Below are 15125 nucleotides of genomic sequence, written 5' to 3' on the forward strand. Positions count from 1 at the left end.
ATTAGCTGGCCAGCACGTAATGTCCAAACGACTCATTCCTGTATTGATTATTGCTGTCGGTATCGCCGGCTTCCTGTTGCTTAAGCTGACCCGCCCGGAGCCTGCGGAGGTCAGCGCCACGGAACGTAGCTGGCGTGTTCAGGTACAGCGGATTGAACCCGGCACCCATACACCGGTGTTGCCCCTGTATGGCGAAGTTGTGGCGCCGGAGCAGCTGACGGTTACTGCGACGCTGGCCGGCCGAATCGGAGAGCGGCCGGTGACCGAAGGGCAGCGGGTGAATGAGGGCGATCTTCTGGTGGCTCTCGATGACGCTGATATTCGCACGGTGCTGGCCCAGGCCGAGGCTCAGGTGGTGGATCTGGAGGCGCAGATTCGTTCGGAGCAGGTACGCTACCGGAACGATCAGGTAGCACTGGGAAGTGAGCGGGCCATTCTTGATAATGCCCGCCGGCAGTTGGAGCGAACACGGTCACTGGTCAACCGCAACCTTGCGTCCCGCGAGGCGCTGGAAACCGCCACCGATGCCGCTGCCCGGGCGGAGCTGACGGTGAACACCCGGCAACGGGCGATCGAGGAGCATCCGGCCCGCTTGCAGAGCCTTGAGGCAAAGCTGGCCCAGGCCTCTGCTAACCTCGACAGCACCCGACGGGATGCCGGGCGTGCCCGGATGGTTGCCCCCTTCGACGGCATCGTGACCGGCATTCAGGTGGCCCGTGGTGATCAGGTCAGCCGGAACGAACCCCTGTTGTCGCTGTATCCCGTTGATGGCCTTGAACTCAGGGCGCGGGTGCCGGAGGTATTTCGGGCCGAACTGCTGGATGCTCTGGACCGTGGCGAGACCTTGAGGGCTGCCAGTACCGACGGCAAGCATCGGTTCCGGCTGACCCGTTTTGCCGGTACCAGCGATCCGTCCGGCACCGAAGTCATTCTGGAACTTGAGGGAGAACCGGGGGGGCTCCGGCCGGGTGGGCTGCTGCAGGTGACCCTGGAGCGGGCTGCCCGGGACACGTCCGTTGCGATTCCATTCAGCGCGCTTTACGGCGCTGATAGCGTCTACCTGATGACGCCTGACAGCCGGATGCAACGAGTGAAGGTCGATCGGATTGGTGAAGCCCGGGGCCGCAATGGTGAGCGCCAGTTGCTGGTGTCCGGTGAAGCGCTTGTTTCCGGCGCTTACCTGATCACCACACACCTGCCTAATGCGGTTACTGGCCTCAAGGTGGATGTGGCGGATGCCGGAGCAATCGAGCAATGAGGCGCAGAAAAGGCGTGATCGGCTTTTTTGTTCATCACCGGGTTGCTGCCAACCTGGTGATGCTGGTGATGTTGCTGGGTGGGGTGCTGGCGCTGACCCGTATGAATATCCAGTTTTTCCCTACATTTGCCCTGGATATCGTCAGCGTTCGCGTGGTCTGGAGTGGCGCTTCCGCTGAAGATGTGGAGCAGGGTATTACCAACCCTCTGGAGCAACGCCTGCGCAGTGTTGATGGTCTGAAAAAGATGACGTCAACATCCGCCCAGGGGGTGTCCTCCATTACTCTGGAATTCGAGGAAAATACCAACCCTATCCAGGCCCTGGACGACGTTCGCCAGCAGGTGGACGAATTCACCAACCTGCCTGCTGAGGCGGAGGAGCCCCAGGTTACCCGGGTGGAACGTTATGAGCCGGTAGCGCGATTGCTGGTCTCTGGTGATATGGATCGCAGTGAATTACGGCAACTGGCCTACCGTTTTGAAGATGAGCTGCTGCAAAGGGGCATTGACCGGATAGCCATTCGCGGGCTGCCAGAGCAACAGATCAGTATTGATGTGCCCGTTGAACGGCTGGAAGCGCTGGGGCTGTCACTGGACCAGATTGCTGAGCGCGTTGATGCCATATCAAGGGATTTGCCCGCGGGCATGATGGCGCAACAGGACGCCACCCGCGAGTTGCGGGCAGTGGAGCAGCGCCGAAATCCCCAGGCGTTCGAGAACCTGCCCGTGCTCAGCGGTGAGCGCATTCAGCTGAATCTGGGCGATATTGCCATCATCCGGCAGGAAGCCCGGGAAAATCAGGTGACCCTGGAACAGGATGGCAAACCGGCGGTGGAACTTCAGTTGCAGCGGGCGGAAAACGGCAACTCGCTGGCGGCGGCCAAGGTTCTGGAGAACTGGCTGGCGGATACTCGGCCGTTGTTGCCGCCAACCATCGAACTGGAGGTTTACGATGAAACCTGGCAACTGCTGAACGATCGTATCTCCCTGCTGGTGACCAACGGCCTGGGCGGTCTGGTGCTGGTGATCTGTCTGCTGTACCTGTTCCTGCCGGGCCGTGTGGCCCTGTGGGTTGCTGTTGGCATTCCGACGGCGTTCCTCGCGGCCATGGCGGTGCTCTGGCTGATTGGTGGCTCGATTAACATGATTTCCCTGTTCGCCCTGATCATGGCGTTGGGGGTCATCGTTGATGACGCCATTGTGGTTGGCGAAGACGCCGATGCCCATGCCCGCATGGGAGAGGAACCCATATACGCCTCCGAAGGGGCGGCGAAACGTATGGTCTGGCCGGTACTGGCGTCGTCCCTGACCACTGTCGCGGCTTTCATGCCCCTGCTGGTGGTTGGGGGGTGATCGGCAATATCCTTGGTGACATTCCGTTGGTGATGATCTGTGTGCTGGTCGCCTCGCTGATGGAATGTTTTGTTGTCCTGCCAGCCCATTTGCGACACGCGTTCGTTCCCCGCCGGAAGAAAAAAGTGGAAAAGGAGGCATCCGGGCCGCAACAGCCCGGCCCGATTGAGCGCTTCAGACGAGGCTTTGAGCGGCGCTTTGAACAGTTCCGGGAAGGCCGGTTTCGTCGATTCTCCCGCCACAGCCTGGAACACCGGGGCGTCACCGTTGCCGGCGCGGTTGCCCTGGCCATTGTCACCGTCGGGCTGCTGGCTGGTGGCCGGCTGGGGTTTAACTTCTTTCCGACACCGGAGCCTTCGGTTTTCTTTGCCAATGCCAGTTTTGTTGCCGGCACCGACCGGGGAACGGTGGACGACTTTCTCAGCCAGATGCAGAGGTCTCTTAATGAGACCGAAGAGGTCCTGGGTGGGGATCTCATTCTTCACGCGATCACCACCCAGGGCGCGACTCAGGGCGCAGAAGGCAGCTCCCGCAGCGGCGACGAGCTGGGATCCATGATGGTGGAACTGGTGCCATCGGACCGTCGTTCGGTGCGCAACCCCGAATTCATTACCGAGTGGCGCCGCCGGCTGGAGACACCGGCCGGACTCGACAATCTGACCATTTCCGAGCGTCAGGCAGGACCGCCGGGCCGGGATGTGAACGTTCGCCTGACCGGTGAAAACGCGGAAAACCTGAAACGGGCCGCCGATGAACTGATCCAGGCGCTTTCGACGCTGCCAGGGGTACTGGATGTTGAGGACGATATGCCCTGGGGGCGTGAGCAGCTGATCTATCAGGTCAGCGCCTATGGCGAAGCCCTGGGGCTGACCACCGCGGATCTTGGCCGGCAACTCAGGGCTGCGTTCGATGGCCGGATTGCACAGATCTATCAGGACGGCCGGGATGAAGTGGAAGTCCGTGTGCAGTTACCCCGGGATCAGCGCGAGCGTCTGTCGACCCTTTCGCGGATGACTGTGCGGGTTCCGGACGGGCGCTTTGTGCCGTTGACCCAGGTGATGAACCTCGATCACCGCCAGGGGTTCCAGGCCCTGCGCCACGCCGATGGGAAACTGTCGATTGAGGTGACATCGGGCCTGAATACCCGGGTCAGCACCACGGATCAGATACTGGAAAGCCTACAGTCCGAGGCGCTACCGGACATTGCCAGCCGCTACAACGTGCGCTACAGCTTTGAAGGACGGTCGGCGGACCAGCGGGAAACCATGGCCGACATGAAGACCGGCCTGGTGATTGGTCTGGGGCTGATGTACGTGGTGCTGGCGTGGGTGTTTGCCTCCTGGAGCCTGCCACTGATCGTGATGGCCATTATCCCGTTCGCGCTGGTGGGGGCTTTGCTGGGGCACTGGCTGATGGGGCTGCAACTGACCATACTGTCACTGTTTGGTCTGTTCGGTCTGTCCGGCATTGTGGTCAATAACGCGATTATTCTCGTAGCGTTCTATAACCAGCAGCGACAGAAAGGGCTGGGAATCACCGACGCGCTCAATGAAGCTGTTGTTCAGCGGATGCGGGCGGTGATACTGACCTCGCTGACCACCATTGGTGGGCTGTTGCCTCTGATGTTCGAGACGTCCCTGCAGGCACAGTTCCTGATTCCCATGGCCACCTCCATTGCCTTCGGGTTGGGGCTGTCGACATTGCTGGTACTGGTGGTTATTCCGGCACTGCTGTCCTGGCTCGAACAGTTTCGTGAGTGGCAGGCCCGGCGCCAGGGTTCCGTTGCCGAGCCCCTGAGCGCTCCTGACTGACCCTGACAGGAAACACATGGTGGCATCTTTGCTTTCGGCCCGAGGCCTGAACAAACAGTTCCACAGCGGCAATCAACCGGTGTCGGTGCTCAGCAACCTTTCCCTGTCTCTGGAACAGGGTGAATCACTGGCGCTGACGGGCCGTTCCGGTTCCGGCAAAAGCACGCTGATCAGCATTCTGTGCGGCCTGGAACAACCGGATTCAGGCCGGTTGACGGTGTTGGGTGAAGCCTTTGATGGTGACGCTGGCCGTCAGACCGAAGCCCGCTGGGCGAGCCTGCGCCGGCAGCAGATCGGCGTGGTCTTCCAGGAAGCGAACCTGATGCCCGCCCTGTCGCTGCTGGACAACGTCCGCCTGCGGGTCCGGCTGGCGGGGCAGGATGAGGATGGCTGCAGGGACTGGCTCGAGCGCCTGGGTATCGGTGAACTTGCCGCCCGCTATCCGGATCAGGTGTCCGGCGGCCAACGCCAGCGCGCCGCTCTGGCCATGGTGTTTGCCATGAAGCCTGCGCTGATCCTCGCGGATGAGCCGACCGGTAGTCTCGATCGTCACACTGCTGAAGACGTCACCGGGCAGCTCTTTGATCTTCAGGCCCGTTATGGCTGCGGTCTGATCCTGGCCACCCACGACATCGAACTGGCCACCCGATGCAATCACCACCTGGACCTCGGGCACCAGCCCGAAGCCTGAGCCCGCCATGACTGTTGCCACCGCCCTGTTCAGCCATTATCGCCGACACCCGCTGCAGCTGCTGGCGCTGGCGTTGATGATTGTGCTGGCCACCACCTTGTGGACCGGTGTCACTCATCTTACCGAGCGCGCACGAGCCAGTTTCGTCCAGAGTGAGCAGGCCATAGCCGGCCAGCAACAGCTGGTGCGGAAGGATGGGCGGGAGGTATCCGTACAGGATTTTGCCTATCTGCGGCGTCAGGGGCTCTGTGTGATGCCCTGGCTGGAGGTTCAGCGGCCACCGCCGGAAGGTCGTGTAATTGGTGTGGACCCGTTCGCCAGCGCCTGCTTCGGGAACGATGCGCCCGGCCAGGCCCGGGAGGATGCGCTGAACGGGGAGCCTTTCCTGGATATTGCTGAGGCGGCGGACATGGTTGAGCGGGGAAGCCCGGGCGAACTGTCGCTTCTGGTGCCGGTCAACGTCGCTGCCGGAGATCTTCCTCCTGGCTACAGTGTGAACGAGTTTTCCCTCGGACCGACCACGGGTGAACTCGGGGAGAGCTTCCTGTTGAATCTGGATGCCCTGGGGGTGCTGGTGCTGCTGATTACTGTGCTTCTGGTGCGTAGTGTGTATCAGTTGGGGGTGGTGCAACGCCGCGAGAGTTTCGCGTTGTTGCGTCGTTTTGGTGTGCCCGCCACCCGGGTTCAGGCCCTGTTGCTGGCCGAGATGATCGGGCTGGCGTTTATCTGTGTGCTCCCTGGAATCTGGCTGGGGCGGTGGCTGGCGGGGTTGTTGGGTGGTGGTTTTGGTCAGGTCCTGGAAAACCTGTTCGATGCGCCCCTGTACGCGGTGGATGATGGTGGCTTTACGATGCCCGCGCTGGTGATGGGGGCCGTAGTCTTGTTGGCCTGCTTTACCGATAAGCGAGTGTTGAAACGGCTGCCCGGGGTGACGGGAAGCGTAGCGGTCTCGTGGTTCGGTGTGCCTGTTCTTGGGCTGGGCCTGGCCGTGGTAGCCTGGCCGTTTAATCTTGCCTGGCTGTTTGTGGGTGTTGCCCTGGTGTTCGTGGCCGTGGGGCTGCTGACGCCACGACTTCTCTCAGGTGTCGCGCAATGGGGGGTCGAGGGTGCGGACGCCATAGGACGATGGCAGCGACGGGAACTGGCGGTGTTGTTCCGCCGTCTGGCTCTGCCGGTGGTGGCGCTGCAATTTGCGGTTGCCATGGTGCTGGCGATTCAGGCACTGGTGACGACTTTCGAGGACACCTTCGAGCGTTGGCTGGCCCAGCGTCTGCAAGCGGGGTTCTATGTGGAGGTGCCCACGCAAGCTGCGGCGGAGGATGGGGTTCGCTACCTTGAAAGCCTGTCAGGGGTGGGGGACTGGCATCTCGTTCGGCGTGGTACCACAGAGGTGGTGCGGGAAACGACGGGTGACCGCGGCCTCTCGTCAGTGCCAGCGGACGTGTTCTCTATTTCTCCGATTGGACCGTTGGTTATGGGCTGGACCTTGCTCGATGCGGCGCCGGATGCCTGGGAAAAGCTGGCAGCCGGTCAGGGAGTAATGGTGAATGAACAGCTGGCGCGACGTCAGGGGTATGGGCCCGCTGATCCAATCAGATTCACCCTCGGCGAGCAAACCCTGGAACTCCCGGTGGTTGGTGTGTATGCGGATTATGGTAGACCTGAGGGGGAGATCCTGGTTGCCGGTCAGATCCTGCCGGAGACATTCACCGCCCGCTTTCAAAGTCTTTCCCTGAACCCGGGCAGGCTGACCATGGCGGAGATCGAGCAGGGCCTGGCGGCCGTCTGGAACAACGATCATCTCACGGTCCGGGATAACGCCAGTATCCGGTCCCTGGCCTCTGGGGTATTTGACCAGACCTTCCTGATTACCCGTGCCATTACCGTGCTGACGTTGGTGCTGGCGGGAACGTCGTTGCTGATCATGGGATGGGTGTTCTTCACCACCCGGGCCTGGTACTACCGCTTGTTGTTTATTTGGGGGCTCTCCAGTAGAGAAGTGGCTGGCCAGCTCCGGTGGCTGGCCCTGTCGCTGACCGGCGCGGTTGCTGTGGCGGCCCTGCCATTGGGCCTATGGCTGACGTGGGTGTTGGTCAGCCGCATCAATCCACTGGCGTTTGGCTGGTCCCTGCCCATGACCGTGTATCCGGGATTCTGGCTGGAAATGTTGGTGCTGTGCCTGATGATTGGCCTGGCGATCGCGCTATTGATGCGCAGACAACTCGGGGCCGGGGTTCCTGCTCCAGCCATGGCCAACGTCACTGGTGGAGGTGAGCGATGACGCAAAGTTCTCAATCGCTTCGATGGGCGGCGCTTGCGTTTACCCTTACCCTGACGGCCTGCTCGGAAACGCCGGAATCCACCGGGTTTGCCGGCCTGGCTGAACAAGTGGATGAGAAAACCTTTGCCCAGCCGGCGCCGGGAGATCGGTTGCGGTTTCCTGAGGATTTCGGGCCCCACCCGCGACACCGCATTGAGTGGTGGTACCTGACCGCCAATCTCACCACCGATCAGGGCGACCCGCTGGGTCTGCAATGGACCCAGTTCCGCCAGGCCATGGTCGCCCGCGATCCCGATGGACCCGCGCCCGAAGCGGATAGTTGGCCTTTGGAGGCGGCCTGGATGGCCCATGCGGCAGTGTCCTTCAGGGGGCAACACCGGTTTGCCGAAAAACTGGCCCGGGGTGATATCGGGCAGGCGGGTGCGATGGCTGATCCCTTTGAGGTCTGGCACGACGACTGGCATTTGCAGGTGGCGGATGATGGCCACTGGCGGCTGCAGGTCAGCGGTGAGGGCTGGTCCTATGATCTGCAAGTGGCGGTTACTGGAGAGCCGGTCGCCCATGGCGATCATGGCTTCAGCCCCAAATCCGCCAGTGGCGAGGGTTCCATGTACTTCAGCCTGGTGGATCTGGCCATTGAAGGAGAGGTAATGCTCGACGGTGAAACGTTTGGAGTCTCGGGGCACGGCTGGTTCGACCGGGAATGGAGCAGCCAGTTTCTGAAAGCCGGCCAACAGGGCTGGGACTGGTTTGCGTTGCACCTGGAGTCCGGGGACAAGCTGATGATGTTCCGCTTGCGCGAAGCAGGCGGGGATTTCCTCTCTGGGACGTGGGTGACGCCGGAGCGGGAAGTCATTCCGTTAGGGGCGGATGCGATGACGCTGGAGATGGTCGAGCAGCGCGACACCGCTGCCGGCAACGTACCGGTCCAGTGGCAAATACACATTCCCGGTCGACAGGCCGAATTGACCGTGGCAGCGCCGCCAGGCGAATACTGGAACGACGGCTTGTTTCCCTACTGGGAAAGCCCGGTCAGCGTCAGCGGTAGCCATCGGGGCGAGGGCTACATGGAGCTGACCGGGTATTAGTATTAAGGCCTCAGTCCATTGAGGTGGCGCCGATTTTATGGATGCTTACGTCGGCGCCGTTGAATTCTTCTTCCTGGGTCAGGCGAAGGCCGGAGATTGCGTTAATCACGCCATATACAATCAGCCCGCCAATGAAGGCCACCAGAACGCCGGCGATGGAGCCGACAATCTGGGACATGAGGCTGACGCCCCCCAGTCCACCCAGGGCTTCCTGGCCGAAGATACCGGCAGCAATGGCACCCCAGACGCCACACACGCCGTGCAGCGGCCACACACCCAGCACATCGTCGAGACGTTCGATTTTGGCCTGGGCCCATTCGAACAGGTACACGAACACGGCTCCGGCAACACCGCCGGTCACCAGTGCACCGACCGGGTGCATCAGGTCCGAACCGGCACACACTGCCACCAGGCCGGCCAGTGGGCCGTTATGGATAAAGCCCGGGTCCTTTTTACCGACCAGCATGGCGACCAGTACGCCGCCGACCATGGCCATCAGACTGTTGACCGCCACCAGGCCGCTGATGCCGTCCAGGGTTTGTGCGGACATCACGTTAAAGCCGAACCAGCCTACGGTCAGAATCCAGGCGCCGAGGGCCAGGAACGGGATGTTGGACGGTGCAAAGGCGACTACGCGCCCATTGCGGTAGCGTCCGTTACGGGCGCCGAGCAGCAGGACCGCGGCCAGGGCGATCCAGCCACCCACGGCGTGCACCACAACGGAGCCGGCGAAGTCATGGAAGCCTGCACCAAACTGGGTCTCCAGCCAGGCCTGGAAGCCGTAATTACCGTTCCAGATCAGACCTTCGAAGAATGGATAAACGAAGGCCACGATCAGGCCGGAGGCAATCAACATGGGGTAGAACTTCGCCCGCTCGGCAATGCCGCCGGAGACGATGGCGGGAATCGCGGCGGCAAAGGTCATCAGGAAGAAAAACTTGACCAGATCGTAGCCATTGGCGGCGGTCAGTTCCGAGGCGCCGGCCATGAAGTGGCTGCCGTAGGCAATGTAGTAGCCGATGAAGAAATAGGCGACGGCAGAGACACCGAAGTCGGTCATGATCTTCACCAGGGCGTTGACCTGGTTCTTGTGCCTGACGGTGCCCACTTCCAGGAAGGCAAAGCCGGCGTGCATGGCCAGCACCATAATGGCGCCGATGAGTATGAACAGCGTGTTGGCGCTTTCGGTCAGGGTATGTACTGCACTCGTGATGTCCACGGGTTTTCTCTCCTGATAGGTAAGGTTGCTGCCTCTTACCGGGCAGTGCGTGCATTGATGGAGTGCGTTGTTAGCAAGAGATGTTCCAAAACAATGCAAACCAATGGAGAGAAGGGGGTTGGAGGGGGTGTTTGCCAGAGGCGAATGACAATTTTCGGGGTTTTCGCACTATATGGGTGCAAAATTCATTGATTTGCACCAATTTGGTCTTCCTGGTGCTCTTTCCAGGCGGCATAGCGGTGGAGGTCTGATTCCACCAGCTTCAGGCACAGGGCCACCACGCCGGCATCATCCAGAAAGCCGATGCCGATCAGCAGATCCGGGATAACATCCAGCGGGTTCAGAACATAAATAAGAGCGCCGGCAATGGCGGCGATGCTTTTCCAGGGCACATCGCGATAACTGCCGTTCCAGTAGTCGCGGATCATGCCAAACATCAGCCTGATGTCTGCGCTGAAGCGTTTGAGCTTACCGCTTCCTTTCACTTTCTCTTCTATGGCGCGTTGCCGGGCCAGCAGGTCTTCAAGGTCATCACGGTGGACCTTGTCAGCTTCTGCGTTCAACTGTGTCTCTGCATTCTTCTCGGTAAAGACCGGCATGTGTCTGATCCTGTCAGATTGAGTGTGGCCAAGTTACCACCAGGCCTTGCCCCACATCTCCGGGTTGGCCCAGTTGTCCGGGTTGTTCCAGGCCCGTTTGTGGTTGTAAGTGTCGATATTGTAGGTGTAGAGCGTTGACGGTTCACCATCGCTCTCCAGTTCCGCCTGTCGGCGGAAGCCCAGGGCAATAAAGTCAGTGAAACTCCAGCCGTGATCCGGTTTGACCACCACGGCAATCTGATGGGTGCCGTAGTTTCTCAGTTGACCCAGAAGGATCTCCCCCTGAGCCCGGGGAAGATGCTCCAGAACGTCGGTCACCAGTGCCAGGTCCTGGATCTCGGGCAGTGGAAATGCGTCTTTGAGCGAAGTTTCTGTCAGTGTCGTTAAATGACTGTGTTTGTTGTGTAACTGCCAGTGCCTGCCCGCTTCTTCCGCCAGCACCCCGCAAACCAGCAGCGTTTGTGGTTGGGTGGTATCAATAATTCTTGCAACGGCTTGATGGGGTGTTGTCATAAGAGGCCCAGGATACGGATGTGTGAACCAGTATCCCATTTGCAAAAGGCGCCAGGCAACAGGCCGGGGGAGTAAGTGTGGGCCGCGATTGGCCGGCTATCCGGCCTCGTTTCTATTGGCCGATAAGGCTAATTTTCTTGTCATTAAAGGCAATATTTAAACGGGAGAAGTGGTGTTAAGGTCCTGTGATGCAATCGACATTTGACCTGGCCTTTATAGGTGTTTTCTTGAACTGGGTCCATTGACGGTTGCAAAGAAACCTGACTGTTAGTAACAAAAAGCATAACAAAACCTGTCGCGTTATAAGCGGCATATGCTCTACGTTTAAACCATACAACAAGCCATGCGAAGGAGTTTGCCATGAGCATCCAAAGGATCAACAACTTGTCTACACGTATTGTCGCCAACCTGCAGACCAGGAAGTTGCCGCTTAAGTCAAAACAGAAAGGTGCCTCCGCGCTTGAATATATTGTTCTTGCAGCAGTGCTGGTGGGGCTTCTCACTTTCGCTCTGGCAGACGATACAATTCGAACTCAGGTGCAAACATTCTTTTCCAACCTGTTCACTGATGCCACGACTGCTGGTGATTGAGGCAACTCTAACTTTTCCGGTGAGAGGCGTGAGTCATGCGAGCTAGTCGCGGGGCAGTCGCTCTGGAATTTCTGCTCCTGTTTCCTATGGTCGTCGCCATGCTTTATGGGGCGGCGGCCTACGGTATCCTATTCTTCGGGAAATACGAGATGCAGAGTGTCGTGGACCAGGCCGTCTCATCTGCCTTGCGGGTGGATCGTACCTGGTATTCAGCCGATGAACTCTCGGGCCAGGTTGTGACCACCGCCAATGCGGCTCTGGCGAAAGGCTGGGCGTTGAAATCCCAACGCCTGAGGGCCGGAGCGGAAATCACTGGTGATGAATGTCAGGTGGATGGTTCGGGCAGCTTCCTGACTTGTACCCTCTCCCGCGATAACAAGGCCGAGCCCATGGTTCCTCAATTGACGTTCGGGTTTCTGGGGAAGTTTCCGCCCATGCCTGACACAATGAGTGCGGAAGCAACCATGGCCTTCTAGTTTGGATGACTAAGGCACAATAACAATGAACAAAAGACTGATTTATGCGTTGCCGGCGACGGTACTGGCGCTGGTTGCACTGGGCCTTGCCATCGTTGGTTTGTTGTCGACACAAGACCAGCCTGCCAACGCCGGGCAAGCCAAGGTATCCCAGCCTGAGCAAACACTGCCGGCTCCGGAGTACCAATATCTGGTCGCCCGTCAGGCACTGTCTCCCGGCGATGTCATGACAGAAGAGGGTTTTATGTCGGTTGCCTCTTCTGATCCCCTGCCTGATGCCATTCCTGCTGACGATGCCCCCTATGGTCAGCCTATCAAAACATCTCTGGCTGCGGGCCAGATGCTGACCACTGCCAACATGCGAATTGATAGCGTTCTGGAAACACTGGTTCCACATGGGCATCAGGCCATGGCTATCGCCGTTGACGATGTTTCTGGTGTCGGTGGGCTGCTGCGACCGGGTGACCGGGTCGATGTGACGGCTTCCTTTCGGCGCTCGGACAAGGACAAGCCCGCCGCGCTGAAATTACTGGGTAACGTGTTGGTCCTGGCAGTCAAGGGTGTGCCCTTTAACGGTGAAGCTGGCGAAGAAAGCGATTCCCGACGTAACAACACTGTTGTGCTGTCAGTCCCCGAGGACAAAGTCTCACGCCTGTTGTTGGCTTCCAGTGAAGGTAAGCTCCAGCTTGTCGCCGTTCCCCCGAAACAGGAGGTTGCATCAGAGGACGAAGAGCCCGAAGTGAAGCCGGTCTACCTGGAGGATCTTTTCCCCAAGCCTCCCAAGCCTGAACCGGCCCCGCGGGCTACGCCCCCACCTTCCACCCGCGTGCAGGTATTCGAAGGATCCGAATCAAGGAGTGTGTATGTACGGTAAACCGATCACCTTATGGCTAACGGCAGTGTTGCTGGGAAGTCTGGCAGTTACCCTGCCGGCGGCTCAGGGTGATACTGAGATGGTGGATGGTGCACCGGTCAAATTGGGCGACGGGGAACAGAAGGTGCTGAGCTTTCCGGATACCCTGGCCAAGGTAGCAACGTCTGATCCGGAAGTGGTGGCTGTGTCGGTGTCTGATGACAGGGAACTGCTGGTAACAGCTAAATCCCAGGGGGCGGCCATTTTATCGGTATGGCTCAAGGGGCGCTCCGAGCCGTTGCGTTCCCCGGTTGTTGTTGCGTCGACCCTCGGTGCCAAACTGCCCTTCGGTACTCAGGTACAGACCGATATTCGAATTGTTGAGGTTAATCGCAACGAGCTGAATGAATTGGGGGTGTATTACTCCAAGCTGTTTGATGGTGGACGCCTGGGGGCATCCTTTGCCGCACCGGAATCCACGGTGCCCGGCTTCGGTGGTGCTACGGGTATTGCGACCAACGGCTTCAACTTCTTCCGGTTCGGAAACAGCTCCCTGAGCATTCTCAATGCCCTGGAATCTGGTGGTTTTGCCTACACATTGGCAGAGCCTTCACTGGTCACATTGAGTGGGCAAAGTGCTACTTTCCTTTCCGGAGGTGAGTTCCCGATTCCGGTAAGCAGAGGTGATGACGGTATAGAGGTTGAGTTCAAACAATTTGGTGTCAGCCTGAGCCTGACACCAACGGTGGTGGGTGAAGACCAGATTATTTTAAAGGTCGCGCCGGAGGTCAGCGATCTGGATGATGCTGCGGGGATAGCCTCCGGTGGTATTACCATTCCCGGATTGAGGGTGCGGCGTACGGAAACCACCGTTGCCATGGCGCCCGGTGAAACGTTCATTATCAGTGGGTTGGTCAGCCGCAATACCTTTAACAACAGTGACCGGATTCCGGGACTCGGCAATCTGCCGTTGTTGGGTGCGCTGTTCCGTTCCGACCGTGTGTCGCGGGAAGATCGCGAACTGATCATGGTGGTCACGCCGCACCTGGTCAGCCCCGGCAAACAGGGCAACGGCAGACTGGAAACCATCGCCCGGGACTATCACCACAGCAGTACCGGCTGGCTGGACATGGCGACCGATTCAAGCCCTGGTGAGCGCCCCATCAAACACGGACTGAGCTGGTGATGCTATGAACAGAGACGAGATTCTTGTTTGTGTGGCGGATGACATCGGCATCCGGACCTGGCTCGAGCGGATACTGGACGGACTGTGGCCGGTGGAGTTTGTTGCCTCATCGGACCTTTCCCGTGTCAGTCGCCTCGTAGAAGCCACAGGCAGTCGCTTTGTGATGGTGGCGGCCGATGAAAACGATGCCGAAAAAGCCCTTAGAATCATCAGTGCCCTGGCCAAATCCCGTGAGGACCTGGCGGTGGTGTCCCTGACCCGCAGGGTGAGCCAGGACTTCCTGCTGCGGAGCATGCGGGCCGGTGCCCGGGATTGTTTCATCGCCAGCAGTGATGGCGAGGAGATTCGTACGCGAATACAGCAGTTTCTCCATGTTGCCCCTGAGCGTATGACCACCGGAAGTCGCCCTTCAGAGGGGCGCAAGAAAATCACCCTGGTAACGAGTTCCAGTCCGGTGGTAGACACCCGGTTTTTTGCGCAGAACCTGGCGTTTACGACCAATAAGCTTTTTCCGGATGCCCGTATTCTGGCACTGGATACCTCGGCGACGGACCGGCATGTGTTCTATCTGGACAGCAATAACCGGGTGACCCTGGAAAGCCTGTTGCAGAATCCGGAATCGCTCGATCAGGCAATGATCGAGACAGCACTGGAAGAATACGCGCCCAACCTGCGCATGCTGGCCTGCAAACTGTCCCCTGAAGCCCTCAGTGATGACCGTAACGCGGACCTGTTTATTGCTGTCAGCCAGCTAATAAGCATGTTTGACTATATCGTTGTCAACGTAGACCCCGTGGTTGCGGATTTCTGGCTCAGCGCGGTAGGTCTGCATGCCAAGGATCTGGTGATGGTGATACAGCCCATTGTTGAACAGGCCCATGAAGCTCGTAGGCAACTGGATAGCTGGCGGGAGCACCTTGCCCGTGATTGTCGAAAATCGTTGGTGCTGGACTGCTATGAAAAGAAAGGCGCCCCGGCCCTTGGTGAACTTGAGCGGGCAGTGGGTGTGGATTTTATGGGGAGTCTACCTCTGGACTGGAACAGCCGGCTCATGTCCATCAATGCGGGCTTGCCGCTGCATAAGCTGCCGCAGAGAAGCCAGTATCAGAAACAACTGGAAGCGATCCTGAAACGTTACGCAGCCGATGAAAACAGAGACGGTCAGGGTCCAGTGCGCCGCAAACTGTTGCGGACTGGATAAGGAGAG

Annotated in this window: 12 protein-coding genes and 1 pseudogene; 10 read left to right on the top strand and 3 right to left on the bottom strand. The window is 59.3% G+C overall.

What is annotated here, in order from left to right:
• The first annotated feature begins 19 nt into the window (after positions 1–19).
• The 5 genes and pseudogenes from EHN06_RS01850 (at position 20) to EHN06_RS01870 (ending at position 8481) form a co-directional block, all read left to right on the top strand.
• Positions 20–1258 carry an efflux RND transporter periplasmic adaptor subunit gene (locus EHN06_RS01850; RefSeq protein ID WP_127329646.1) on the top strand — a complete coding sequence of 413 codons (1239 nt, stop codon included), beginning with the start codon at positions 20–22 and terminating at the stop codon, positions 1256–1258.
• Positions 1255–4421: pseudogene (locus EHN06_RS01855) on the top strand (efflux RND transporter permease subunit). The gene EHN06_RS01850 and the pseudogene EHN06_RS01855 overlap by 4 nt, the downstream one beginning before the upstream one ends.
• 16 nt (positions 4422–4437) lie before the next feature.
• Positions 4438–5112, top strand: coding sequence for an ABC transporter ATP-binding protein (locus EHN06_RS01860; RefSeq protein ID WP_127329648.1), 675 nt, complete (start codon positions 4438–4440; stop codon positions 5110–5112).
• A gap of 7 nt (positions 5113–5119) precedes the next feature.
• Positions 5120–7393 (top strand): ABC transporter permease, encoded by a 2274-nt coding sequence (locus EHN06_RS01865; protein WP_127329650.1) that lies wholly within the window; start codon positions 5120–5122, stop codon positions 7391–7393.
• Complete coding sequence (locus tag EHN06_RS01870; protein ID WP_127329652.1) at positions 7390–8481, top strand: lipocalin-like domain-containing protein; 1092 nt, start codon at positions 7390–7392, stop codon at positions 8479–8481. The genes EHN06_RS01865 and EHN06_RS01870 overlap by 4 nt, the downstream gene beginning before the upstream one ends.
• A gap of 10 nt (positions 8482–8491) precedes the next feature.
• On the opposite strand, the gene EHN06_RS01875 is transcribed toward EHN06_RS01870, so the two are convergent.
• The 3 genes from EHN06_RS01875 to EHN06_RS01885 all read right to left on the bottom strand — a co-directional run bounded on the left by EHN06_RS01875 (position 8492) and on the right by EHN06_RS01885 (position 10812).
• A complete protein-coding gene (locus EHN06_RS01875) occupies positions 8492–9700 on the bottom strand; it encodes an ammonium transporter (RefSeq protein WP_127329654.1) in 1209 nt (402 codons plus the stop codon).
• 185 nt (positions 9701–9885) lie between these two features.
• A complete protein-coding gene (locus EHN06_RS01880; RefSeq protein ID WP_127329656.1) occupies positions 9886–10299 on the bottom strand; it encodes a YkvA family protein in 414 nt (137 codons plus the stop codon).
• 33 nt (positions 10300–10332) lie between these two features.
• Complete coding sequence (locus EHN06_RS01885; RefSeq protein WP_127329658.1) at positions 10333–10812, bottom strand: DUF6231 family protein; 480 nt, start codon at positions 10810–10812, stop codon at positions 10333–10335.
• A 360-nt stretch (positions 10813–11172) separates the two neighbouring features.
• On the opposite strand from EHN06_RS01885, the gene EHN06_RS01890 reads away from it, so the two are divergent.
• From EHN06_RS01890 to EHN06_RS01910, 5 genes are read left to right on the top strand one after another with little or no spacing between them, the layout of a single operon-like run.
• The gene (locus EHN06_RS01890; protein WP_228257395.1) at positions 11173–11403 is read left to right on the top strand and encodes a Flp family type IVb pilin; all 231 of its coding nucleotides are present in this window, start codon (positions 11173–11175) and stop codon (positions 11401–11403) included.
• 35 nt (positions 11404–11438) lie between these two features.
• Positions 11439–11879, top strand: a complete 441-nt coding sequence (locus EHN06_RS01895; RefSeq protein ID WP_127329660.1) for a TadE/TadG family type IV pilus assembly protein — start codon at positions 11439–11441, stop codon at positions 11877–11879.
• A 25-nt stretch (positions 11880–11904) separates the two neighbouring features.
• Positions 11905–12753: a Flp pilus assembly protein CpaB gene (gene cpaB, locus EHN06_RS01900; RefSeq protein WP_127329662.1), complete on the top strand. Its 849-nt coding sequence runs from the start codon at positions 11905–11907 to the stop codon at positions 12751–12753.
• Complete coding sequence (locus EHN06_RS01905) at positions 12743–13918, top strand: type II and III secretion system protein family protein (RefSeq protein WP_127329664.1); 1176 nt, start codon at positions 12743–12745, stop codon at positions 13916–13918. The genes cpaB and EHN06_RS01905 overlap by 11 nt, the downstream gene beginning before the upstream one ends.
• Positions 13919–13922: 4 nt before the next feature.
• The gene (locus tag EHN06_RS01910) at positions 13923–15119 is read left to right on the top strand and encodes an AAA family ATPase (protein ID WP_127329666.1); all 1197 of its coding nucleotides are present in this window, start codon (positions 13923–13925) and stop codon (positions 15117–15119) included.
• Positions 15120–15125: the final 6 nt, after the last annotated feature.

Source organism: Marinobacter sp. NP-4(2019), assembly GCF_003994855.1.
Classification (GTDB): domain Bacteria; phylum Pseudomonadota; class Gammaproteobacteria; order Pseudomonadales; family Oleiphilaceae; genus Marinobacter.

What these genes read in the sequence shown, in the direction of transcription:
- EHN06_RS01850 (WP_127329646.1), top strand. Translation starts at nt 20, where the DNA reads ATGTCCAAACGACTCATTCCTGTATTGATTATTGCTGTCGGTATCGCC.
- EHN06_RS01880 (WP_127329656.1), bottom strand. Translation starts at nt 10,299, where the DNA reads ATGCCGGTCTTTACCGAGAAGAATGCAGAGACACAGTTGAACGCAGAA.
- EHN06_RS01865 (WP_127329650.1), top strand. Translation starts at nt 5,120, where the DNA reads ATGACTGTTGCCACCGCCCTGTTCAGCCATTATCGCCGACACCCGCTG.
- EHN06_RS01905 (WP_127329664.1), top strand. Translation starts at nt 12,743, where the DNA reads ATGTACGGTAAACCGATCACCTTATGGCTAACGGCAGTGTTGCTGGGA.
- EHN06_RS01910 (WP_127329666.1), top strand. Translation starts at nt 13,923, where the DNA reads ATGAACAGAGACGAGATTCTTGTTTGTGTGGCGGATGACATCGGCATC.
- EHN06_RS01870 (WP_127329652.1), top strand. Translation starts at nt 7,390, where the DNA reads ATGACGCAAAGTTCTCAATCGCTTCGATGGGCGGCGCTTGCGTTTACC.
- EHN06_RS01890 (WP_228257395.1), top strand. Translation starts at nt 11,173, where the DNA reads ATGAGCATCCAAAGGATCAACAACTTGTCTACACGTATTGTCGCCAAC.
- cpaB (WP_127329662.1), top strand. Translation starts at nt 11,905, where the DNA reads ATGAACAAAAGACTGATTTATGCGTTGCCGGCGACGGTACTGGCGCTG.
- EHN06_RS01895 (WP_127329660.1), top strand. Translation starts at nt 11,439, where the DNA reads ATGCGAGCTAGTCGCGGGGCAGTCGCTCTGGAATTTCTGCTCCTGTTT.
- EHN06_RS01885 (WP_127329658.1), bottom strand. Translation starts at nt 10,812, where the DNA reads ATGACAACACCCCATCAAGCCGTTGCAAGAATTATTGATACCACCCAA.
- EHN06_RS01860 (WP_127329648.1), top strand. Translation starts at nt 4,438, where the DNA reads ATGGTGGCATCTTTGCTTTCGGCCCGAGGCCTGAACAAACAGTTCCAC.